The sequence below is a fragment of the Rhizobium sp. BK181 genome, assembly GCF_014193305.1.
Classification (GTDB): domain Bacteria; phylum Pseudomonadota; class Alphaproteobacteria; order Rhizobiales; family Rhizobiaceae; genus Rhizobium.
In genome coordinates this window covers 141684-163930 of record NZ_JACHZA010000009.1, presented here as the reverse complement: position 1 = coordinate 163930, position 22247 = coordinate 141684, and the positions used below count along the sequence as shown (strand labels likewise).

The 22247-nt window shown below is 57.0% G+C and carries 24 protein-coding genes and 3 pseudogenes; 22 read left to right on the top strand and 5 right to left on the bottom strand.

Annotation, left to right across the window (positions count from 1 at the left end):
- Positions 1-56 precede the first annotated feature (56 nt).
- Positions 57-260 carry a CsbD family protein gene (locus FHT77_RS20305; RefSeq protein WP_183756703.1) on the bottom strand — a complete coding sequence of 68 codons (204 nt, stop codon included), beginning with the start codon at positions 258-260 and terminating at the stop codon, positions 57-59.
- Positions 261-781: 521 nt separating this feature from the next.
- Between FHT77_RS20305 and FHT77_RS20300 the strand changes: the two genes are divergently transcribed.
- The 4 genes from FHT77_RS20300 (at position 782) to FHT77_RS20285 (ending at position 4157) form a co-directional block, all read left to right on the top strand.
- Positions 782-1645, top strand: a complete 864-nt coding sequence (locus FHT77_RS20300; protein ID WP_183756752.1) for an SDR family oxidoreductase — start codon at positions 782-784, stop codon at positions 1643-1645.
- 339 nt (positions 1646-1984) lie between these two features.
- Positions 1985-2815, top strand: coding sequence for a phytanoyl-CoA dioxygenase family protein (locus FHT77_RS20295; protein WP_183756702.1), 831 nt, complete (start codon positions 1985-1987; stop codon positions 2813-2815).
- A gap of 156 nt (positions 2816-2971) precedes the next feature.
- Entirely contained in the window at positions 2972-3487 is a 516-nt protein-coding gene (locus FHT77_RS20290) for a DUF4142 domain-containing protein (protein WP_183756751.1), read from the top strand.
- 472 nt (positions 3488-3959) lie between these two features.
- Positions 3960-4157 carry a hypothetical protein gene (locus FHT77_RS20285; protein ID WP_183756701.1) on the top strand — a complete coding sequence of 66 codons (198 nt, stop codon included), beginning with the start codon at positions 3960-3962 and terminating at the stop codon, positions 4155-4157.
- A gap of 42 nt (positions 4158-4199) precedes the next feature.
- Here the strand turns inward: FHT77_RS20285 and FHT77_RS20280 are convergent, their stop codons facing one another.
- Both FHT77_RS20280 and FHT77_RS20275 read right to left on the bottom strand, forming a co-directional pair.
- Positions 4200-4418 (bottom strand): hypothetical protein, encoded by a 219-nt coding sequence (locus FHT77_RS20280; RefSeq protein ID WP_183756700.1) that lies wholly within the window; start codon positions 4416-4418, stop codon positions 4200-4202.
- Between the two features lie 495 nt (positions 4419-4913).
- The gene (locus FHT77_RS20275) at positions 4914-5144 is read right to left on the bottom strand and encodes a hypothetical protein (protein WP_183756699.1); all 231 of its coding nucleotides are present in this window, start codon (positions 5142-5144) and stop codon (positions 4914-4916) included.
- 705 nt (positions 5145-5849) lie between these two features.
- On the opposite strand from FHT77_RS20275, the gene FHT77_RS20270 reads away from it, so the two are divergent.
- From FHT77_RS20270 to FHT77_RS20200, 15 genes and pseudogenes are all read left to right on the top strand, one after another.
- Positions 5850-6254: a PAS domain-containing protein gene (locus tag FHT77_RS20270; protein ID WP_183756698.1), complete on the top strand. Its 405-nt coding sequence runs from the start codon at positions 5850-5852 to the stop codon at positions 6252-6254.
- A 312-nt stretch (positions 6255-6566) separates the two neighbouring features.
- Positions 6567-6890, top strand: a pseudogene (locus FHT77_RS20265) (alpha-hydroxy-acid oxidizing protein).
- 387 nt (positions 6891-7277) lie between these two features.
- Positions 7278-7628 carry a response regulator gene (locus FHT77_RS20260; RefSeq protein WP_210280976.1) on the top strand — a complete coding sequence of 117 codons (351 nt, stop codon included), beginning with the start codon at positions 7278-7280 and terminating at the stop codon, positions 7626-7628.
- 53 nt (positions 7629-7681) lie between these two features.
- A complete protein-coding gene (locus FHT77_RS20255; protein WP_183756697.1) occupies positions 7682-8659 on the top strand; it encodes a PAS domain-containing protein in 978 nt (325 codons plus the stop codon).
- A 6-nt stretch (positions 8660-8665) separates the two neighbouring features.
- On the top strand, positions 8666-9055 hold the full coding sequence (locus FHT77_RS20250; protein WP_183756696.1) for a response regulator: 390 nt from the start codon (positions 8666-8668) through the stop codon (positions 9053-9055).
- 596 nt (positions 9056-9651) lie between these two features.
- Positions 9652-9945 (top strand): hypothetical protein, encoded by a 294-nt coding sequence (locus FHT77_RS20245; protein ID WP_183756695.1) that lies wholly within the window; start codon positions 9652-9654, stop codon positions 9943-9945.
- 32 nt (positions 9946-9977) lie between these two features.
- Positions 9978-10145: pseudogene (locus FHT77_RS20240) on the top strand (SDR family oxidoreductase); the annotation flags it as partial.
- A gap of 76 nt (positions 10146-10221) precedes the next feature.
- Positions 10222-10860, top strand: a complete 639-nt coding sequence (locus FHT77_RS20235) for a UdgX family uracil-DNA binding protein (protein WP_183756694.1) — start codon at positions 10222-10224, stop codon at positions 10858-10860.
- Positions 10861-11221: 361 nt separating this feature from the next.
- Complete coding sequence (locus tag FHT77_RS20230; RefSeq protein ID WP_183756693.1) at positions 11222-13621, top strand: FdhF/YdeP family oxidoreductase; 2400 nt, start codon at positions 11222-11224, stop codon at positions 13619-13621.
- 26 nt (positions 13622-13647) lie between these two features.
- The gene (locus tag FHT77_RS20225; RefSeq protein WP_183756692.1) at positions 13648-14238 is read left to right on the top strand and encodes a c-type cytochrome; all 591 of its coding nucleotides are present in this window, start codon (positions 13648-13650) and stop codon (positions 14236-14238) included.
- An 11-nt stretch (positions 14239-14249) separates the two neighbouring features.
- Positions 14250-15218: a cytochrome c oxidase subunit II gene (coxB, locus tag FHT77_RS20220; RefSeq protein ID WP_312859762.1), complete on the top strand. Its 969-nt coding sequence runs from the start codon at positions 14250-14252 to the stop codon at positions 15216-15218.
- Positions 15215-17122, top strand: a complete 1908-nt coding sequence (ctaD, locus tag FHT77_RS20215; RefSeq protein ID WP_183756690.1) for a cytochrome c oxidase subunit I — start codon at positions 15215-15217, stop codon at positions 17120-17122. The genes coxB and ctaD overlap by 4 nt, the downstream gene beginning before the upstream one ends.
- A complete protein-coding gene (locus tag FHT77_RS20210; RefSeq protein WP_183756689.1) occupies positions 17119-17721 on the top strand; it encodes a heme-copper oxidase subunit III in 603 nt (200 codons plus the stop codon). Before ctaD ends, FHT77_RS20210 begins: the two co-directional genes overlap by 4 nt.
- A gap of 286 nt (positions 17722-18007) precedes the next feature.
- On the top strand, positions 18008-18898 hold the full coding sequence (locus tag FHT77_RS20205; RefSeq protein WP_183756688.1) for a cytochrome c oxidase assembly protein: 891 nt from the start codon (positions 18008-18010) through the stop codon (positions 18896-18898).
- A gap of 19 nt (positions 18899-18917) precedes the next feature.
- Entirely contained in the window at positions 18918-19283 is a 366-nt protein-coding gene (locus FHT77_RS20200; protein WP_246719956.1) for a c-type cytochrome, read from the top strand.
- Here the strand turns inward: FHT77_RS20200 and FHT77_RS20195 are convergent, their stop codons facing one another.
- Positions 19284-20198, bottom strand: a complete 915-nt coding sequence (locus tag FHT77_RS20195) for a c-type cytochrome (protein WP_405049522.1) — start codon at positions 20196-20198, stop codon at positions 19284-19286. It lies immediately after the preceding gene.
- Positions 20199-20511: 313 nt separating this feature from the next.
- On the opposite strand from FHT77_RS20195, the gene FHT77_RS20190 reads away from it, so the two are divergent.
- The 3 genes and pseudogenes from FHT77_RS20190 to FHT77_RS20180 all read left to right on the top strand — a co-directional run bounded on the left by FHT77_RS20190 (position 20512) and on the right by FHT77_RS20180 (position 21834).
- Positions 20512-20718 (top strand): hypothetical protein, encoded by a 207-nt coding sequence (locus FHT77_RS20190; protein ID WP_183756687.1) that lies wholly within the window; start codon positions 20512-20514, stop codon positions 20716-20718.
- A 39-nt stretch (positions 20719-20757) separates the two neighbouring features.
- Positions 20758-20957: pseudogene (locus FHT77_RS20185) on the top strand (IS21 family transposase); the annotation flags it as partial.
- A gap of 688 nt (positions 20958-21645) precedes the next feature.
- Positions 21646-21834 carry a hypothetical protein gene (locus FHT77_RS20180; RefSeq protein WP_183756686.1) on the top strand — a complete coding sequence of 63 codons (189 nt, stop codon included), beginning with the start codon at positions 21646-21648 and terminating at the stop codon, positions 21832-21834.
- 48 nt (positions 21835-21882) lie between these two features.
- On the opposite strand, the gene FHT77_RS20175 is transcribed toward FHT77_RS20180, so the two are convergent.
- Complete coding sequence (locus tag FHT77_RS20175) at positions 21883-22245, bottom strand: response regulator (protein ID WP_183756685.1); 363 nt, start codon at positions 22243-22245, stop codon at positions 21883-21885.
- Between the last annotated feature and the right edge of the window lie 2 nt (positions 22246-22247).

Genomic DNA, 22247 nt, shown 5'->3' with positions numbered 1-22247 from the left:
GGCGCCGTCTCTATGCATGACGGCCCGGACTGGGGTCCGGGCCGTCGATTGATTTATCACCAGGTTTGCCTGCCATACCAATCATCGATATCCTGCCGGGCGCGGTCACGTTCCAGCCCGTAGCGCTCCTGGATTTTTCCTTCGAGTTGGTCGCGCTTGCCAGCAATTTGGTCGAGGTCGTCATCCGTGAGCTTTCCCCACTGCTCCTTGACTTTGCCTTTGGCCTGCTTCCAGTTTCCTTCTATGCGGTTCCAATCCATTCTTTTCTCCATCGGGTTGGGACTGCGAGACAAACGACCAAGCAGCCAGACAGTTCCCTCTAAAAGAAGGTCGGGCCGCTGGCGTTTACGGGCCGAGTTTACTTACCTTCCAATCCAGGTATGGCCGCATGAGTTGTCCGGGCTGACGTCGTTCTATCTCGGTTTCGGTCAACGCTATCCTCGCAAGAATTTCGTCGACATCGCCGCGCTTTGGCGCCTCGCTCATTACCTCGAGAAGCTCCATAGTCTGGTACAGCTCGGCTGCAAGCCTGCTGGCAAAATCGTCAATGGAAGCGGTCAATATGTTGTCGCTGGACATCGGTGACGGATCCGTTCGAATTGAGACTTTGAAAACCTTTCCCGGCGAAGAAGGTTCCGGACGCGCGGGCCAGTTGGCGCTGCCTCGGACAACGTTAGAGGCGAGATGCTATCCCGCGCCAGGTTGCGAGGTCCGCACACGAGAAGGGAACTGTTCCCCTTTATGGCGGTTAATCGCCAGAGTATTCAACGAGGATATCGCAATGACTCACGCCCGTAGACCGCTACCACCATTTCCCAAGCAACAGCAGAAGCCGCCAGGCAGAACAGCCGACATGCAACCGCGTCCGGATCATGGTGAGCACGACTACAAAGGAACTGGCAGGCTTGAAGGGAAGGTTGCGCTCATCACGGGCGCAGATTCCGGGATCGGGAAAGCTGTGGCAATCGCATTTGCGCGCGAAGGAGCAGACGTGGTGATCTCCTATCTGAGCGAAGATGATGACGCTCGAGACACTGAAAGATGGGTCAGAGAGGCGGGCCGCAAGGCCGTCCTGATGGCAGGCGACATCAAGTCGGAGGCTCATTGCCAGGAGCTTGTCAGCCGTACGGTTGGTGAATTAGGGCGGATCGACATACTGGTCAACAACGCGGCTTTCCAGCGGACATACGCCGACATTGCCGATATTAGGGAAGAGGAGTGGGACGAAACGTTCAGGACCAATATCTACGCTCCCTTCTTTTTGTCGAAAGCCGCGATCCCACACATGAGGAAGGGGAGCGCCATCATAAACACGACATCAATTCAATCCAGACAACCCTCTTCCCAGCTTCTCGCCTATGCCTCCACGAAGGGCGCCATTTCGAACTTCACCGCAGCGCTCGCGGAGATGGTCGCCGAGAAAGGCATTCGAGTGAATGCGGTCGCACCGGGCCCCATCTGGACACCGCTCATTCCTTCGACGATGCCCGTCGAAAAGGCTTCGAAGTTTGGTGAGCAGACGCTTTTAAAGCGCGCCGGCCAGCCAGCTGAATTGGCGGGCGCGTATGTTCTCCTTGCCTCCGATCTTGGAAGCTACATGACAGGCGCTGTTGTTCCGGTGACCGGCGGTGAGATCATGATCTAAGAGATTGCTTGTCACGATTCATCGCAACGTCAGCCATTTCAGCTGGGATTACTCCGCCGCGACGTGAAGCGCCACGACGCTGATTCGCAGGCGATCAGTCGTGACATCCCCGAGCTTTTCGCCGGTGAGGGTTGCGATCCGTTCGTGACCTTAGTCAATGAGGGCCTTCGTCGCCCCAATCCGGTCGGCTGGGGACAGGTCGCTGCCCGTGCACATCTGCCATTGTAACTCGTCGCAAGGTCGTTACCTTGCGTTGCTTCATCGTGCCCTAATAATATACGGTTGATAGAAATTATTAGTAATCTTACTCTCCCACTTGGACAAGGAGGAGGAATTTCGATGGCAGGTGACGACCATTTCGACTTGGAATCCAACATTGCCGACCTGCGCAACGACGGAATTACCGGGCTGAAAGGCGCGTTCAGCCGCGACTGGGCCGACGACATGCGCGAGGACATGATGACGGCTTTCTGGGAGGCAATCCAGAGACCCGGCGGCGCGGTCGGTCGGGGCCCCAGAAGATGGTATGTCGAGATCCATCCCCAGAACTTCCGAGGGTTTGTTGACCTTGTCACGCATCCCTGGCTTGTTGGCATGTGTACCGCTGTGCTCGGTCAAGACTACCAAATCGTCGAGATTGGGCTCGACGTCCCCTTCCAAGGCGCCAAGTATCAGCCCTGGCATCGTGATTTTCCGTCGCCTATCGATACGTATCGCGATCGGAAAATTACTTCACTTGCCTTCAATCTCACCGGTGTCGATGTGACGGAAGATATGGGGCCATTCGAAATAGCTCCCGGTACGCAGTATGATGACGGCAGAGAATGGAAACATGAAATGTTTCCGGACAAATCCGAGTGGGCAAGATTTCAGGAGCGCGCGACCCGCAAGTATCCCAACCGCGGTGACATTTCCTGCAGATCCGCACTAACGGTCCATCGAGGCACGGAGCATGGGTCTCCGATCGCTCGTCCCGTCATGGTACTCGGTGTCGATGCGCCCGGTGCCGGCCACGCGGAACTTCATGACATGATGGTCACGCGCGAGTGGTACGACACACTTCCCCCCATCGCCCGAGACCATCTTGTTTGCCGTGTCGTGGATGACTTGCAGCCGATCATTCAAAAGCATGATATCGAAGGCCTGGTCATGGGGGCAGATCCGACCTGAAAAAGGACTGGGTCTAGTCGGGCGAAGGTCTTTGTCTTGGTTACAAAGGCGTTTCGCATCATTCTTGCGCTATCGGCTGTTCTGGAACATTCCCATCCTGATTGAGTTTGAGAATTTCTTCTCAACTGTCCAGGAGGACGACATGAAACACTTCTCATCGCCAGCGGATTCGCCATCGCGCTCGCATCTTCCGCCTTTGGCCAGTCCGCGGCGGAAAAAACCGGCGTGAACTCCCTGATCGGGGTAGCCCCAAAGACTGAGGACTTCGTCACAGAGGCCGCCGCGAGCGATATGTTCGAAATTGCCTCCAGCAAACTTGCTCTGGAACGCGCAGACAATGCCACGAAGACCTTTGCTCAACAGATGGTCACTGATCATCAAAGGACCTCTGAGGAGCTCAAGGCACTCGTGAGCGGGGGCAAGGTGAAGGCAACGCTCCCCACCGACATGAGCAAATCACAACATAGCATGCTCGATAAGCTCCAGAAGCTGAATGGTGATGACTTTGTGAAACAATATCATGCCGATCAGGAGGAAGCCCATGAAATGGCCGTAGACCTGTTCAAGCGGTACGGTGATGAAGGGGACAACGCCGATCTCAAGGCCTGGGCAGCAAAAACGCGCCCGGCATTAGAACACCACCTGCAAATGGCGAAGGATCTCAACAAATAGACCAGATCGCGCCTTGGCGAGCCAGCAGCAGGTCGCGGCTGGTTCACAAGTGACCACAGTTGGCGCGGGGGTGTAGGCTGCCACCGACGCGGATCGCGGGAAACATCCCCGGATCAAGTTGCCGACAAAATTCAGTTCGTCAAGAAGCACGTGGGAAAAGGGATCGCGCATCCATGGCCGGCCTGCAGGAACTCTTTCGCGTCAACCACAGCAAGGAGTACCAGAACCATGTCGAGAGCTTCTTCAGCTGCATCCAACGGGCCTACGTCGGCATCCGCTCTGGGGAATGATCCACTTCGCGATGTCCCGGAAGTCATCAAGGAACCTGTGCGGCTCTTGGCAGGGACGACATCCGCCCGACCTCGTCTCGGAGGACGGTCGAAGTCGCGACGTCCAGTGTCGTCCGCCTGCCGTCGCGAGCACTTCCTCGATCTGTGACTCATCAAGGCACAGCAGGGATGCTATCGACGACATGGAGACGCCTCTTGCGGCCATCCGTTTGATGGTGCTGGCGAGCGCGAGGGTTACCACGGTTTTCGGCAACATATCCTCCACCCCGCTGATCCACTGCGTCATCGTCACCATCTCCCGTGAGCTGACGCCATGGTGGTTGAAAAGCGTAGATGCCGACAAGAGGCTGCTACGCCGCGACTCCCAAAAATGGCGATGACCGTCCCAGCGCGTCGGACGCGATTTGCCTTGGCGAGCTAATTTAGTCGAGTGAGAACCGGCTTCCGGTCTGCTCGAGCCTGGCGTCATCTTCCTGAAGTCCGGTCTCACGGGCGAAGGCACAGGCACATTCCGCCGTCGTGATCGGCCGACGTGCCTCGCGCAATGTGCGCAAGACGAAGCCACGACGATCAATGTCCTTCAGGAGTTCTAAGGCTTCGTCGACGTCTTGGCGCTTGCGGCGCGTGATGAGTCGAGGCATTCCGGTTGGCGCAGCGTGTAGTCCGGCTCATAGGTTCGAATGACCACGTCGAACGCACCCTGCTGTCGCTCCAGGAGCCGATCTGCGTCCGAAGCTATGCGTCGGCGGCGGTTTCCACGATGTTGCGGGGAAGAGGGCGCCAGGTGGAGCAGAAACACCGAAGCAGTCGCAACGCGGCGTGGACTGGTGTAGCACAAGAGGCCTCTTGGCGGCCTGGCCCTGCGCCGATCCTGAACGACCTGTGCCACGGACAATACATATCCCGACAAACACACCGTCACATGCCTTATTTTTTTACCGGCTTTTCTTGGTTAATGCGCGACAAAGTCGATGGCAGCCTACTTAGGGTTTAGGTCACAACGTCGACGCATCGTCCGGCCGCGATGTGCACCTCAGCGGCCTGCGACGTTTACGCCCACCGATGAGCGGCGGGGCTGTTACATCGACGTCTAGGCCTCAGTACGCGTTGGATGCGCGGAACTCAACCGACCGTGGTCATTCCCACGGTTGCTGATAATGCCGAATCGCCATATGGGACCGAATAGCTTCGCCTAAAATAACTGCTGAGTGTTCGCCAGCCAGAACACGTTCGATCGCTGCCGCCATGACAGCTTTTCCCTGATCACTATTCGGGGACACGTGATATTTATGGCACCACTTCGACACCACCTTGGTGACAAGCTTCAGTTCATTTGGATTGAGGGCTTGGGCATTCGAGAGGGACATTCGTTACTCCGGTTGAACGTGCCGGCTACGCGCGGCAGATTGCTTTGCTAGATTTCCCTAGAACCGCTCAGGATACCGAAAGTTTCAAGTTTGGAGCGTGGGCCGCACGTGCGGTGCCGCGCCGTACATTTTTTAAAGGCGTAGATAGGTTTAATATGCCTCCGGCGGTCTGCGTCGCCTTCTTTCTGATCCTAGCTCTGCAGTACCGGAGGTCAACCAGGAACACCCGTACGATATCGTACATGGGTCGGCGATGATCCCGCCGGACTGTCTCTTGCGGCGGGTGCCAACTGAAGAGGCTCTGAGATATTCGCGTTGAGGAGGATTGAACAATGACGAGAAAGGAAAAGTTACCCCGCGTGATTTCGACTTCGTGCGCTGTTCGGGAGATGGCCGGGCAGCCGATCTGAGGCTCCCGAACATGACTTGTTTACTCATTCACTATGAACCCTGCCAGCGAACACCGTCAGACCGTGATTCTTGGCGGGGCAAAGCTTCGGGCTAGTCGTTGCCGCAGAGCGATCCGCGTCGGCAGACAAAACCTGCCTTCCATGGCAAGGGGCGCTTTAGTAGCCTGCGTTAAGCATTGTGAGAGGATCAATCCCTCCTTAAACCTCTGGACGTAGGCGATCCTCTCAAAAGACAGCTTGCATGGATACTAGGTGCGGGTCCATTCTAGTGGAAGGCTTTTGAATGGGAGGAACCATGGTACGGCGCGCGGAGCGGCTGTTTCTTACACAAATCTCGACTGAGCGAATGCCGGATGCAGGGTTGTTCACCTGGGATCTGAATAGCGACCTTGTCTACGCCGACAGCGCGCTGGCCGAGCTTTTCGGTCTCGACCCGGTTGAAACCGAACGTGGACTGCCCGTCCAGACCTATCTTGATCGCGTGCATCCGGACGATGCACCGACATTGGCCAAGCAGATAAACGACGCCATCATTGCGGAACACCCGACGGTGCAAGAATATCGATCACGCAAGGCAGATGGCTCATACATTCATGTTTCGGCATTTGGTCGCTGTTTCAGGGATCGCAATGACAATCCCGTCCACTACGCGGGGATCGTCATGGCGACGGAGAAAGCGCCAGCAGGCAGCACACACTGAGACAAAGCTGCAATGCCCGGCCGAAGCCTCAATTGTTGTCGCTCGGAAGACAAGAACATCTTTTGGCGATGCGCCGGTAGTAGTACGGTGGCGGGAGAGAAAAGCTACCGCTTGTGGACCTGTTCCTCGCAGTAATGCGTCAGCGCCATCAGCACAAACCAAGGGTGCTGCGTCGCTCAATGCAAGGCGAGGCAACTTTGGGCGTTCCCCACGAAAACCACCGAAACGCGGTGGTGGTGCTTATTTCGGTTTCTGTAATTGGCATCGATTGAACCACACCAAGTTCCTGCGCCGCCGGTAGGCGCCGACGGAGTGATCGTCTCGAACCACGGCGGACGGCAGCTCGATGGTGCCATATCCTCTGGCCGCACTCCCAGCGATCGTTGAACGTGTTGGCGGGCAGTAATGGTCGACGGTGAATTTCGACGTGGTACCGATGTCATGAAAGCGCTCGCTCTCGGTGCGCACTTCGTTTTTGCCGGCCGCCCCTTCCTTTACGCGGCCCCGGTTGCCGGACTGCCCGGTGTCATGAAAGCAGCAGAGATTTTCCAAGCGGAACTTCATCGGAATATGGCGCTCCTCGACATTTCGACAATTGATGAGTTCACCAGCGAGCATCTTATGCGCTTGGCATAATGCGCGTTAGCAATGTCGAAAACTCCCTCGATCGTGACTAAATGCAACGGTAGATCGTGAGATGCTACGACATATGGCGCTTCACTGCCAGTGATTGCATGATCTCGCCATCCGGTCGACGCCCTGGGTCGATGATCAAATGAACGAACCCTTCCGTAGTTAGTTCCCCGGCGGCCGATGGAGAACAATTTGGGATGGAGAGCTAGTTCGAACCCGAAGCAGTGGGCGTCGGTCATGGCGGCGCGGCGGCGAGTCATTGTCTGCTGCCGTACATTTCTGGGCCTTCATGGACAGGGCGCCACACATCTGCAATTGTGCGCCTGAAGCGGCACCAGCCGCGGTGAAAGCCATCTCGATCCTCGGGGTGCTGACGTGAGATAGACACCCGTGGCGCGTATCCTTATTATCGAAGATGAGATGCTGATAGCGGTGACGCTTGAAGCGATGCTCGCTGAACTTGGCCACGAGGTCGTCGGTATTGCTGGACGCCTCGACGAGGCGCTGGACATGGTCGGCTCGCTTGACTTCGATGTCGCCGTGCTCGATCTGAAGCTCGGGTCGGAAATGACCTTTCCCGTCGCGGACAAACTCGTTGAGCTCGGCAAGAAATTCATCTTCTCGACTGGATTCGGCGAGGCTGAGGTCGGTGGCCGCTACAGCCATCCTGTGCTTCAGAAGCCATACGACGAAGTCGCGCTGATGGAACTGATCACACGTGTCACCAATTCCAATCAATAAGTTCGCCGTGTGATCCGCAAATGGATAGACCGCAATTGCCGAGGATGACGCAGATGCAGCTTGAAGACCTATACCGCCTGATGAAGACGGGACACGTCCAGGCTCAGGGCGTTGTCGACACGATGACACAGCCTGTCGTCGTCATCGATGAGAACTTCTGTGTCACTACGGCCAACAATGCGTTCATCAAGGCATTCAAGGTCGAGCGGGACGACATCATCGGGCAGAGCTTCTTCGGCCTCGGCAATGGGCAGTGGGATATTCCCGAGCTGCGCCAGCTCATCTCGGTGGTCATCCCGCGGGCGGCCGCCGTCATTGGTTTCGAGGTGACGCACGATTTCCCCGCGATCGGGCCCCGCACCTTTCTCATTGACGCCCGCCGCCTCCTGCATCCGAACGACAATAGTCCCAACATCCTGATCATCTTCGACGACGTGACAGAGCGCCACCGTCATGATGCCGAAATGGATTTCATCGTCGCGGAAATGCGCCATCGGATGAAAAACATGGCGACGGTCGTCCGGTCGGTGGTTATTAACACGCGTGCCGACGATCCCGCGGTAGCGAATTTCAAGGAAGCGCTTGTCGGTCGGCTGGACGTCACGTTCAAGGCGCAGGACATCGCCGCGCGCGCTGAAACGGCCGATTTCGAGTTCCTTGTGACACAGGCGGTCGGCACCACCGTTTCGGAACGGCTGGAATGCTCCGGCCCGGCCGTGGATATGCCGAGCGCAAAGGTGCTTCCAGTGAGCATGATTTTTCATGAGCTTGCCACGAATGCTATTAAGCATGGTGCCATTTCCGCCTCGGCGGGGCGCATTCGTGTGAGCTGGTGTATGGAGACCGGACCAAATGGTCGGCAACTGCTCGCCTGCCAATGGCAAGAGGAAGGCGGCCCGTCGGTTTCCGCCCCCAAGCGGAAAGGTTACGGAACCGAGCTAATTGAAGGCCTCGGAGCACATATCGCTGGATCGGCGGAACTGTTTTACAAGACTGAAGGTTTAGCTGCGGTGATCAAAATCCCGGTGTGAGGACACGTGAGAGATCCCAAGCGAGAGAAACCCCAAGGGCGGACAGCCGTCCTTGTCGTTGAGGACGAATTCTTTATTGCGGACGACCTTCGACGCGTCCTGGTGGATGCTGGGTTCGAGGTACTTGGGCCTGCTTCTTCGGTTCAGGACGCCCTCGATTTGCTTGAAGCAGCGCGGCCGCACGCGGCCGTGCTCGACGTCCATCTCGGGCGGGAGAACGTCACCCCGGTCGCACTCGAGCTTGCGAAACTGAATGTTCCCTTCGTTATCGCGACCGCCTCACCCGCCCAGGAGCTTGCGCCCTTTCCCATTCTCGCCAATGCGGTCAACCTCGGCAAACCGACGGATGGAAGCCAGATGATCGACGCCATCCGTAAGCTTGTCGCTACCAGCTAGTGGGAGGTGACGACAAAGGCGTTTCCCGTTGCGGAGCGGCGATGGCATGCTTGGCATCCTCGCTCCGGACTGCGTTCTCTCTCGCATGGCCGACTTCGCGCCATCTCCCGAAAGCGAGCCTGACCGACGCCTCCGGTGCCCAAGAAGCCATTGATGGTCCCGGTCAGGCGGATGGAAAAAAATTGCGCGCGGTTCTGACTGGATGATTTTTGACGTCAAGTCACACACTCGGCGGTCACGGGTCAATGCAGCCGCTCAGAATCGAGCGGCCGTCAGCACAACTCGGACGCAGTCCAACCCCGCTTTTGAAAATGGCGTCCTGGATCCGGTCCGGATCTCAGTCGATCAACCTCAATGGGTTGGCTAGCAAGCTGCCGCCGCTCCGTCTTCGCCTCCGGGTGATCGCAACCGTTCCTGTTCCTTTGAGGAGCCATCAGCGGGAATTGCCCGCTTCCGATGGACCCGAATATGGCACTCGCTCAGTCCAACGCTTCCCCTCTCTGCAACGACATCGGGCTCTGGCAGGCGTGGAACAATGACGAAAGCCCGCAGTTTCAAAGGAAGTGCAACCAAGCAAAGCTCCAAAGGAGGAGACAATGCGCTTCAAGATCATCGGAACATCACTTCTCGCCATCGGGCTCGCTGGATCCGCATTCGCCCAGTCCAACCCGGCGCCGGCAGGCTCGACCATGGACAAGAACCATGGTGCCTCCAGCAGCACGACCAACGGAATGAAGATGAAGAAAGTCGATAAAACCACCACCGGCAGCACGCAGACTTTCAACAAGCAGAACTGCAAGTCTATCAAGGGCAAGAACTCGCTTCAGACGCAAGGGGGCAACAGCAACACGCAGAATGCCGAAGACACATGCGCCGACAACAACAACTAAAGCCGCCGGCGTAAGCGGGAAGGACGCGGTCGTCGACGATGCCGGCTGACGGTGTGAAGAACTTCGGCAAGCAGGTTCCTATGCAGCGGCCGGGGCAACCCGCAGAACTGGCGACGGCCTATGTGATGCTCGCTGATCCGCTCTCAAGTTACGTGTCGGGGGCGACAATCGCGGTTACCGGCGGCAAGCCAATCCTCTAGGCGCCACAAAGATATAAGCGCGCTCTGCACTCTAATGCGCAACCCTTGGCTTAGCGTCCGAGGTGGAGAAACAGGCATGGCAGAATTAGTCGGCCCGGCATTGACGCAGCCGGGCGCTCCCGGCGCGAGCCTCGATGAGATTCATAGAGAAGCGACCATCTGCACGCGATGCGAACTCTATAAACACGCAGCGCAGCTGGTGTTCGGGGAAGGTCCGAAAGGAGCCGAAGTCGTTTTCGTTGGCGAGCAGCCGGGCGACAAGGAGGATGTTGCCGGACAGCCGTTCGTCGGGCCTGCGGGAAAGCTGCTAGATCGCTGTCTGGAGGAAGCCGGTATCGAGCGCGCATCCTGCTATGTCACCAACGCGGTCAAGCACTTCAAGTTCGAACCCCGCGGCAAACGTCGTATCCATGCCAAGCCCACCAGGGGAGAGGTTCAGGTGTGCGCGTGGTGGCTCGCAGCCGAATTGCGCCTCGTGCGGCCGAAGCTCGTCGTGGCGCTCGGAGCGACGGCGGCGTACTCCCTGCTCGGGCCACAAGTTAAGGTCACCCGCGACCGAGGCTCCGTCTTTCGTTCACCCGTCGGACTGTCGGTGTTCGTGACCATTCATCCCTCGGCGCTTTTGCGAGTGCTCGACCAAGCGGCGGGGCGGCAAGACAGGGCGCGCTTCGTCAATGATCTGAAAGCCATAGCCACGCTTCTCGAGGACGGATAGCCGCGTGAGGGTCAAATCGAAGGAACAAAGTGGCGGCCTATCATTTGGCCTTGGAAGTACGGAGGAAAGCCGATGCAGCCGAAGGTCATTACAGACGCCAAAGGCCGGTTCGCACATCGCAAGCGGATCGAAAGATGTGGGCACGTCCCGTCCCTATTGGAACAAATGACCTTCGTCCACGGTTAGAAGCTCACTCCTCGATAAGGACCGCGTACGTCCCATGGGAGGCTTGGTCACGGAGGAGCCGAATGCAAATAACAGCCCCCTCTCCCTTCCGATTTTCTCTTGCCGAGGAGGAATCAGCCCTGGACAGCGGGAATGCTCACGAGCGTTCTTTTTCAGTTCCTAAAGGCCATGTCCCATGACCTCTCGCCCCCAGGATAAGCCTCATATTGGCTTCGACAGCGGCCCGGCCGGTGGATGGGGCTCAGCCAAGTCAGTGACGGAGATCGTTTTGCGGGAACATATCCCGCTGTCCGGACCGTCGCTGCTCAGGCACCAGAACAAACCCGAAGGCTATATGTGCGTAAGCTGCGCCTGGGCAAAGCCGGCGAAAACACACCCGCTGGAATTCTGCGAGAACGGCGCGAAGGCAACCGCTTGGGAAGTCACCAGCAAGCGCGCAGACGAAACCTTTTTCGCCGCGCATACGCTTGGCGAACTCGAGACTTGGTTGGATCACGACCTCGAGGAGCAAGGTCGCCTTACCCATCCGATGCGCTGGGATTCCGCCTCTGACAAATACATTCCGGTGGCCTGGGACACCGCATTCGACGAAATTGGTCGTGAGTTGAAGCAGATTGCCCCGGAAATGGTTGATTTCTACACATCTGGCCGCGCTTCGCTGGAGACATGTTACATGTACCAGCTCTTTGCTCGTATCTTCGGCAGTAACAACCTGCCGGATTCGTCGAACATGTGCCACGAGAGCACGTCTGTTGGGCTGCCTGAAAGTATTGGCGCCACCGTCGGCACGGCAGTTCTCTCAGACTTTCAGAACTGCGATTGTATCTTCTACATAGCGCAAAATGTCGGCACATCGTCGCCAAGACTCCTGCACGATCTTCAGGATGCCGTGCATCGCGGCGTTAAGATTGTCACGTTCAATTTGTTGAGAGAGCCCGGCCTGGAACGCTTCATCAACCCTCAGGCCCCAAGCGAGATGATTACCGGGTCCGAAACCCCGATCTCGAGTGAGTATTATCAGGTCCGAAATGGCGGCGACATCGCAGCATTGTTTGGAGTGTGCAAGGCGTTGATCGAGGCCGACGATGCCAAGCAGAGCCTCGGCTTGAGCAAGGTTGCAGGATCCGATGGAGAGGCGAGGAGCGAAAGCGCCGCAGCTGTCGCCTTCGCCGCAGCGATGACTGCAGCAGACAAGAAGCATGTACTCGATCACGATTTCATCAAAGAGCACACCTCTGGTTTCGAGGCATTCGCAACGGCAGCCCGCGCGCATTCCTGGGATAACCTGGAGGGGACTTCCGGACTTACACGCGAGCAAATGATCGCAGCTGCCAGAACTTACGCAGAGTCGGACGCGGTCGTGCTCGTCTATGGAATGGGGCTTACTCAGCAGGTAATGGGCGTTGAAAACGTCCATATGCTCGCAAATCTCGCGCTTCTTCGGGGCAACATCGGCAAACCCGGTGCCAACATCTGCGCCGTGCGGGGCCACTCCAACGTCCAGGGTCAGCGGACAGTTGGGATTACCGAAAAGCCGGCCCTAGTTCCCCTAGACAAGCTCGCGGAACTGTACCGTTTTGATCCTCCGCGATGGGAGGGGCGGAGCACCGTGGACGTCTGTGAGGCCGTACTGTCGGGAAAGAGCCGGGCTTTTGTGAGCCTCGGAGGCAACTTCATCCGGGCCGTTCCAGACACAGAAATAATGGAGGCCGCCTGGCCGAAGCTTCGTCTAACCGTGCAGATCGCAACCAAGCTCAACCGAAGTCACCTGATTCACGGCGAAATTGCATATCTGTTACCTTGTCTCGGACGGCTTGAGATCGATCAACAAGCCACGGGCCCCCAAGCTGTTTCAATGGAAAGCTCCGTTGCCCATTTCCACGGATCAAGAGGACGCGTCCAACCGGCCAGTCCTCATCTCTTGTCCGAACCAGCTATCATTGCAGGGCTGGCGAAGGCTACTTTAACGAGGGGTATCGTCCCCTGGGACGAATGGGTCGCAGACTATTCATTGATCCGAGATGCTATCGAAAATACCTATCCAGAAACCTTCAAGAAATTCAATGAGCGGCTGTTTCAACCTGGGGGCTTCGCGCGACCTGTTCCAGCTAGGGAGAGAAAGTGGGTCACGGCGAACAAGAAGGCAAACTTCATAACGCCTTCCCGCCTCTTTCCCGAATTCGACATCAGCAGCGTCGACGACAAGGTACTCAATCTTGCTACGCTACGCTCGAACGACCAGTTCAACACGACCATCTATGGATACAGCGACCGGTTCCGTGGTGTTGATGGAACAAGACAGGTTGTCTTTCTCAACGGGGAAGATATTGAGCGGCTTGGATTCAAACCAGGTGAGTTCGTCGACATGACAACGGCGATTGAACCGGGAGTTGTTCGCAGCATCCAGGGCTTCCGCATCGTCGAATACGACATTCCCAGAGGATGCTGTGCGTCCTACTACCCCGAAGCAAATCCGCTGTTTCCGCTGGGCCATCACGCCCCGAGAGCGAAGACGCCGTCCTACAAGCTGCTGCCGATCCGGCTCAGTCGATCGGACAAGGTACCTGTTGAGTAAGTCTTATCGATTTTTGGCGGGAGGCCATGTCGAGCATCACCACAACGATCGCTGCTACAACGGGGTTCTTCTGCCTTTGCGGCGCTGCAACTTTTATCGGATGGGCGAGAGAGCCCCGTCAATTCCGTGCTGATCCCCCGACGGCGGCAGCGCTTGACCATCTTCGTTTGATGCCGAACAACATCGGGGGCACGCCGCCTGAGGTCTATTTTAAAATGGGCAAGCCCTATGAAAGCACGGCCTATAATCTGAGCCAGGGCAAGCGGCTCTATGCGTGGTTCGGGTGTCCGCAGTGCCATGGCGATGGCCAGGGAAAGAATGGACCATCGTTTCTCGATGGTTGGTGGCTTTACGGGCCTTCGATGATATCGATCGTTGCCTCCATCCGAGACGGGCGCCCGCATGGTATGCCAGCGTTCAAGGGCAAGATGACGAGCGTTCAAATCTGGCAGCTGGCCGGCTACGTGAAGTCAATTGGGGCCTATTCTCCCAGCGTTGTGGCTCCCAGCCGCAACGATGACAAGACCAATCGACCAGCAGAAAACCGCGCGCCAGCGATAATCCTTTTCGATGAGGGGCCGACACCGGTGAGACCCGACCAGGGACCATCTCCGTGAACGCCCTCTTCGTGGCCGCCCTTCTGCTCCTTATCGCTGGCTGTAGCGGAAACCAGGCCGCACTCAATGCCCATGGCCACGCCGCCATTGCCCTTCAACAGCTCATCATCGTCATGGTCATTATCTGCTCTGTGATCTGGATTTCGGTGACGGGTTTTCTTGTGTGGGCCCTGCTTCGCCGAGGACAGATCCCAGACGACAGCGTTAACACCCGTAGAATGACAATATCCGTTCAGGCAGCGGCAACTGCGACGGTAGTCATCGTCGCGGCACTCACATTAACCAGCTTCTACACGACGCGGGCGCTGGATGCCCCTGGGCATCCCGCCGACTTTGTCACAGTCAAGGCACAGCAGTGGTGGTGGCAGTTTATCTACAAGGACCAGAACGGCGCGACGCTGTTTCAGACCGCCAACGAACTTCATGTCGCTGTCGGGAAGGACGTGCAGCTGGAGCTGGAATCCATGGATGTGATCCACTCATTTTGGGTACCAAGTCTCGCTGGGAAACTGGATTTGATCCCTGGTCGCCGCAACCTCCTGACGCTTCGAGCAGAGCGACCAGGGGTATATCGCGGGCAATGCGCGGAGTTTTGTGGCTTGCAGCACGGCCACATGGCCTTGCTCGTGATAGCACAGGAGGAGGCCGACTTCCAACGGTGGCAAGTCAATCAGGCAGCAGCAGCAATCGAACCAAGTATGCAGGAGGCAGATGCAGGCAAGACCGTGTTCAACAACAAGTCCTGCGCTGCCTGCCACACGGTTCGGGGAACGCCTGCGGCTGGAACAAGCGGTCCAGATCTGACCCATGTCGGTAGCCGGCAGACAATTGCTGCTGGCGTGCTCGAGACCACACGCGGCTCGCTTGCCGCATGGATAGCAGACCCTCAGACAATAAAGCCAGGGAATAACATGCCACTCGTTCCATTGACAAGCGATGAGCTGCGACACGTCTCAGCCTATATGGAAAGCCTGAAATGACCGGTGATCAGCGAGCCTTGACAGATATCGACCTCAGTGACGCAGATCTGGAATCGCGGTTAGCCAGAACATGGGCTTCTCCTTCTGGTGTAAGGGGCATTCTAGCGACCGTGGATCACAAGATCATCGCGCGACGCTATGTCGTCACCGCCTTTGTGTTTCTCATTCTTGGGGGAATCCTGGCACTTGCGATGCGCCTTCAGCTATCGCGGCCGGAGGCGCGCTACATCGGCCCTGACCGGTATAATCAGATCTTCACGATGCACGGGTCGAACATGATGTTCCTTTTTGCCGTCCCGATCATGGAGGCAATGGCGGTCTATCTTGTTCCTCTCATGGTCGGAACGCGAAACATTGCTTTCCCTCGCCTGAACGCGTTCTCGTATTGGATATTCCTGTTTGGTGGCATCCTGCTCTGGCTGTCATTTGCGCTAGACACAGCGCCTGATGTCGGATGGTTTGCCTACGTCCCGCTCGCCGGCCCGCAATACAGCCCCGGAAAGCGAGCCGATCTCTGGGCGCAGATGATTACCTTCACGGAGCTTGCCGCACTCGCTGTCGCTGTAGAGATCGTCGCTACCGTCTTCAAGCAGAGGGCACCGGGAATGTCGCTGGACCGAATTCCCGTCCTTGTCTGGGCGATGCTCGTCATGTCGTTCCTCATCATCATGGCGATGCCTGCGATCATGTTCGCCAGCTCAACACTAATACTGGACAGGCTGGTTGAAACGCAGTTCTACAACCCGGCCAAAGGGGGCGACGCGCTTCTTTGGCAGCATCTGTTCTGGTTTTTTGGCCATCCCGAGGTTTACATCATTTTCCTTCCTGCTGTCGGCATGGTTTCCACGATTTTGCCGACATTCGTTGGAAGGCCATTGTTTGGCTATCTGGCTTTGGTCACCGCGTTGATTGCGACCGGAATTTTGTCATTCGGTCTTTGGGTGCATCACATGTTCACCGTTGGCCTGCCAAGGGTCGGAGAAAGCTTTTTTACGGCTTCCAGCATGGCAATTGCCGTGCCAGCCGGCGTTCAGATTTTTTGTTGGCTTGCAACCCTTTGGGCCGGAAAGCCCGTATTCAAGACGCCCTTTCTGTTTGTTCTCGGCTTCATAGTGACCTTCGTGATGGGTGGGCTGACGGGGGTGATGGTCGCTTCCGTTCCCTTGGACACGCAAGTCCATGACACCTACTTTGTCGTAGCACACTTTCACTACGTGCTGATCGGTGGCGCAGTTTTCCCATTGCTCGGAGCCATTTATTACTGGTATCCCAAAGCGACCGGCCACATGATGAGCGAACGCCTCGGACGGTGGGCGTTCTGGCTCATCTTCATCGGCTTTCATCTTACTTTTTTTCCGATGCACATTCTCGGCCTAGCGGGAATGCCCCGACGGGTCTACACTTATCAGCCGGAGCTGCCTTGGGCGGGGCTGAATCTCTTTATCAGTTTTAGTTCTGTCGTCCTGGCTGCCGGTTTTTTTATCTTTTTTGTTGACATGGTGTGCAGTTGGCGAATGGGGTCGTTAGCCGGGCCAAACCCATGGAGCGCGACGACTTTGGAATGGGCGACGTCGTCGCCTCCCCCAGCCTTTAATTTCCGCCGCATCCCCGTGGTCAACAGCTTGGCTCCACTATCAGCTGACCAGGATCTTCTGCCTGTCGCGGCCGGGCTTCGCGTGGACCGTCGCGAACTTCTGGTAACACGAGTGGTGGATGCCGCGCCTGAGGCACGGGAATCGTCGGCACGAAATTCACTATGGCCCTTTTGGACCGCTGTTGCGACTGCTGTCATGCTGATCTGGTCGATCTTCTCCCCCTGGGCAATCATCTGGGGCGCGATACCGATCGTGGTAACCTTAATCGGATGGTTCTGGCCAAAGGGAGATCCGGAGGACGAGGCGTGAGGGATCGTATTGTACTCGACACGTCCAACTTGCCCCTTCATGGGATGGGGATGGCTAGCCCCACGTGGTGGGCGACCTGTGCATTCATGCTCATCGAAGGGACCGGATTTGCGCTAGGGATCGCTGTCTACTTCTACCTGATGGGCCTCGCGCCGGTATGGCCGATTGATGCGCCCCCGCCCGATCTCCAGGCAGGCACCTGGTTGACAGCCATCCTTCTGGCAAGCGTTGTTCCGAATGTTCTTCTCTCACGATGGGCTGAGCGAAAACAGATACGGCGTGTGCAAATTGGTCTGATCTTGATGACTATTCTTGGAATTATCCCCTTGCCGTTTCGCGTCTTCGAATTCTACGCCCTTCATACGATGTGGGACCAGAATGCCTACGGGTCGATCGTGTGGACACTTCTCGGCCTGCACACCACCCATATTGTAACGGACCTCGCAGATACTGTCGTCCTCACTTGTCTGATGTTCACTCGGCACGGGAACAACACGCGCCGCTTCGGCGACGTCCAGGACAACGCGCTTTACTGGAACTTCGTGGTCCTCATTTGGTTGCCGATTTACGGCTGTATTTATTGGGTTCCACGTCTATGACATCATCTTCACTCCGACACCGTCTCGTCGTTCTGCCTCCGTTTTTATGGGCGCTTAACACCCAGCTCGGCCTCTTACTTCCGTACAGGGATTGTCAGTTGGGCACGGATTGGACGCTCCTCGCGGCGTTGGCGATCGTGGCAATCTCAATCGCGACAACGATCGCTTTGAGAAGGCGGGCGACGTCACGCATTGGCATCTTTGGCAGCAGATCCGAAGTGCTTCTAGGCATGAGTTTTACATTTGCGCTCATCTTGCAGGGGGCAGCTGCCGTGCTGTTAGACCCATGCGTGCACTAATAGCGATCTTTATCTTCATCAACCCGCACTTTGCGGTGGCGCATGACGCCGACCAGCATACGGTTGCACCGTGGCCCATCGATCCGTGGATTATGGTGCCGTTGACAATTCTCGTTCTCCTCTACAGCGCTGGCGTCTTCGCCCTCACAAGTCGCAGACCTCGCGGCTCGTATCGGCTCCTGGGGGAAGCAACGCTCTTCTGGGCAGGCCTCGCGACCCTTGTCGTTGCGTTGGTCTCACCTCTACACGAGCTCGGTGAACACCTTTTTTCGGTTCATATGGTTGAACATGAGCTGGTCATGATCGTTGCAGCACCATGTCTTGTGCTGGCAAGGCCGATTGGATCATTGATGTGGGGCATGCCGCGCCGATTGCGCCATCTCGTCGGAAAGGTCCTTGTCACCCGCTTTCTTCAGACTGGCTGGCGATTACTAACCGTACCCTTCGTCGCGACTGTCCTCCATGGTCTGGCGATCTGGAGCTGGCATGTGCCTGCCTTATTCGATCCTGCGGTTACAAGTCCCCTGGTCCACCGCTTGCAGCATCTGAGTTTTTTCCTGACGGGGGTTTTTTTCTGGTGGGCCGTCATCTGGCGTTGCGACGGGGGTGCCGCAGCCTGGCACCTCTTCGTCACGATGATGCATACGACCATGCTCGGCGCATTGATCACCTTTGCCCCACGCGTCCTCTATGTTGTCCAAACGCGCTCGGCCCCTCACTGGGGGATGACCCCGCTGGAGGATCAGCAACTCGCGGGCGCCATAATGTGGGTACCAGGGGGACTGATCTATGGGGGCGCTGCGCTCTGGCTGATGGCCATCTGGATCCATAGGGCGGGTAAGGGAGGAAAGGATGCCCCTGGGTTTGATGTCGTATAGACTCGCGGCAATAACCGGAATGGTCGCTGCAGTGTTGCTTGTCGGATACCTGACAAATGCGTTCAAGGAACAATCAAAACGACAAACGATCGCCGAGGCACTTACAGGCGGCGATTCAACGCTCGCATTGCCCATTTTCCGTCGGTACGGGTGTGGTGGGTGTCACACCATTTCTGGTGTTCCCGGAGCAGATGGAAAAGTAGGGGCTCCCTTGGAGCAATTGTCCCAGCAGGTCTATATTGGCGGTGTCATCAACAACACGCCAGACAATCTTACGGCCTGGATTGTATCGCCGCAGCGCTTTTCACCGCAGTCCGCGATGCCAGCGACCGGCGTGACGGAGGCCGAGGCGCGGCATCTTTCGGCGTACCTCTACGGCAAATAATCAGGGCTTGGGGGTGTGACGAGATGGGAGGCTTTTGATGTAGCGGGCAATCGCTTGTAGGTCGGTTTCCGGGAGGGTTGATGTATTTTCGACTACGTCTGCCATTGAGGAGCCGACACGGCCGTGGTTAGGTGTTTCTCCCGTCGCCAACATTGTTGCGATATCGTTTTCCGTCCAGCTTCCTATCCTGCTTGGCGTGATATTCGGAACAAAGCCCGTTCCTTCGGGGTCTGGGCCGCCGGCAAAGCGCGTTGAAGGCTGGATCGCGCCCATAACGTTTCGTGTCGAGTGGCATTCGGCGCAATGTACGAGTGCCTCCACGAGGTAGCCGCCGCGATCGTGTAAAGCATCTCCGTTTTTTTCGCCTTGAGTTTGTCCCTCGATGAAGTAGAGCAGCTTCCAGAACGCGATAAAAGGTCGGAACCGCAGTAGGATCGGAATGTCGTGCGGCGGCGGGCGTCCCGTCACAGGTGGAAGAACGCGCATATAAGCAATGAGATCTCTGAGATCCGCCAGCGTTATGCCGGTATAGCTAGTGTAGGGAAACGTTGGGTAGTAGTGCTCCCGGTCAGGCGATATTCCGACCACCAATGCATTCCCGATGTCGGATGCAGACCAAGAGCCTATACCGTCAGTGCGATCCGAGGATATATTCGGGGCACGGAAAGTACCGTACGGCGAGGCAAGCGCTAGGCCGCCTCCGAGCTTATGACGGTCGGTTTGCCCCGGCGTAGCGTGACAAGACGAACAACTGGCCGCGGCAAAGACCAGGGCGCCGCGCCGTTCATCACCCCCTTCAAGCCGTTCGTCACCAGGCAGAAACGTTGGGACGGCTTTCGTGAAGTTCCAAGTAACGAGACAGAAAACGGCGACGAGACCGAACACAAGGACAGTTATTGCAACCTTGCTCGGCATACGGCCAACCCATGACATGGATGTTGAGAGGGCACTCATTCGTTCCCGCAAAGCTAACAACGCGTCGACGAGAGAAGATATACCCCTCTCCTTGGAACCCAACTGCGACGCGCTTGTTTGGTTCCGTGATCGACCCCAAACAGTCGATAGCTGTGGAACCCAAACCCCGCCCCCTTGGAGACCTCTGCCATTTAAGATTGTAGTGAGCGTATTGATCCTGTCTCGATGCCACAAACTTGCGAGCAGACAGACCGATAATGAGAGGAACCGAAGCTTCTCTGGTTTGTTTTACAGGGATCAAAGGAGATGAACAATGGGAATGAACACCCCTAAAGACGGAACACCAGGTACGACTGACCAGTCACCGCGTTGGGAAGGCCCTCGAGAAAATAAACCGCGCGGCTATTTGCCGGCCAAGGATGATCCTGACAAAACACCGGATTCCCAAGGTGAGACCAACGCCAATCCGCGCGTCAAGAATCTCTCAGATGGTCTCAAGCAACGGGGCGATAGTGAATAATCCGGAAGCTAGCGGTTCCATGGGCCGTGGCATTTGACCGCTGGAAATGCGGCGCATTATGGGAGCGCCGTCGTGCCGACGCGGCCACGCCGTTCTCGAGTAGAGGCGGCGGTTCGCATCGTCGCGCGCTGGCTGTTGGGCGGCCTTCGCCATCGAACATTCTACAGTCTGGCGGAGGTGAAGGCCGTGATCACCTATTTGCTGCTGATCTCAACGACACACGTTTTCTGCGCCGCGTTGCGGGTTCCTCCGGCGAAATGGCAATTGTCGCGGCGGTCCGTAGTCACTCGACAGGATTGCGCGGTAAGTAGGGTCTGCGCTGCTGAATCCCTTGGAGCTCAATCTTCCTGAGATCAATGCACCGATTTTCCAGCGGCCAAACGCAAGACCATCGAGTGCAACGATTGCGGCTTGCGACACCCAACGAATGCAGTGCGGTGCAGACAGCTCACAAAAACCCTTCTCGGTGAATGATTTCGTTTATCAAATCGTCCAACCGCGTCCGGGCAGCCCGCATATGCGGTCCGGGTCCAATGGATTTCCTCCTACGCTGAACCACTCATGGCCGCCAAACACCGAGCATGCGGGAGGTGGGGGCGCCACGAGGATGCCAAAGCATCAGCTGCGCCCCCATGCGCCAATTCCATGAAGAAACACGATCAACATCGACTGGTCGCAGGTTTCTTTCAGGCGAACAGGCGACGCCGAGCACTTCAGCGGGGGGCGTGGCTAACAATGCCAACATGTTTCTCCGCGGACGCCATCTCGGCTTTGCAAGGCGAGCCTCGCTTCAGATCGGCCAGGCACTCTTCGGTTCATCTGCAGCCAACGACAGTCGCCATCCACCAGCGCAGCTTGCTCCGTGGTAGGCGAAGGAACCTAGAGCCCTTATTCTGGTTTGGGGTTTCCAGAGAAGGGAGGTTAGAGATGGAAACAGCCCATTTACCGCTAGTGCTGGGTATAGTCGCTGTCATGAGCTTCATGGGTGCGGGCATTGCCGCCACGTTCGAGCGATCGAGACGACGTCGCGCGTCTGATATCGTGACCGTTGGGCTTGATGTACTTTGCTTGCTGACCGCCGCTATCATGATCGTACTTTTGATTGTGCTGCCGTAGCTGACTGAGAACATCGAACCACACTGTTTCGCAAAGAAAACCACTGCTCTAAGCCAGCATTTCACGGATTGTCCTGACAATCTGTCGCGGGTCGTAGGGCTTGCTCACAAAACGGCTTTCTGGAGGGATCTCATCTCTGTGGACCGTTCGGTAGCCTGAAACGACGATGATTTTCAGAGGCGGCCACCGATCCCTGACGTAGGTGGCAAGCTTGATGCCATCCATTGCGCCAGGCATGTCAACATCGGTCAGGACAAGCCTGATTTCTTGATGGTGAACGAGGGTATCCATCGCCTTGGCTGCATTATCTGCCTCCCAGACGATGAAGCCCTCGTCCGTCAGGAAATCAACAATGTCAAGCCGTAGGAGGGGCTCGTCCTCAACGACTAGAAGCGAAATAGCTGCGGTCATTC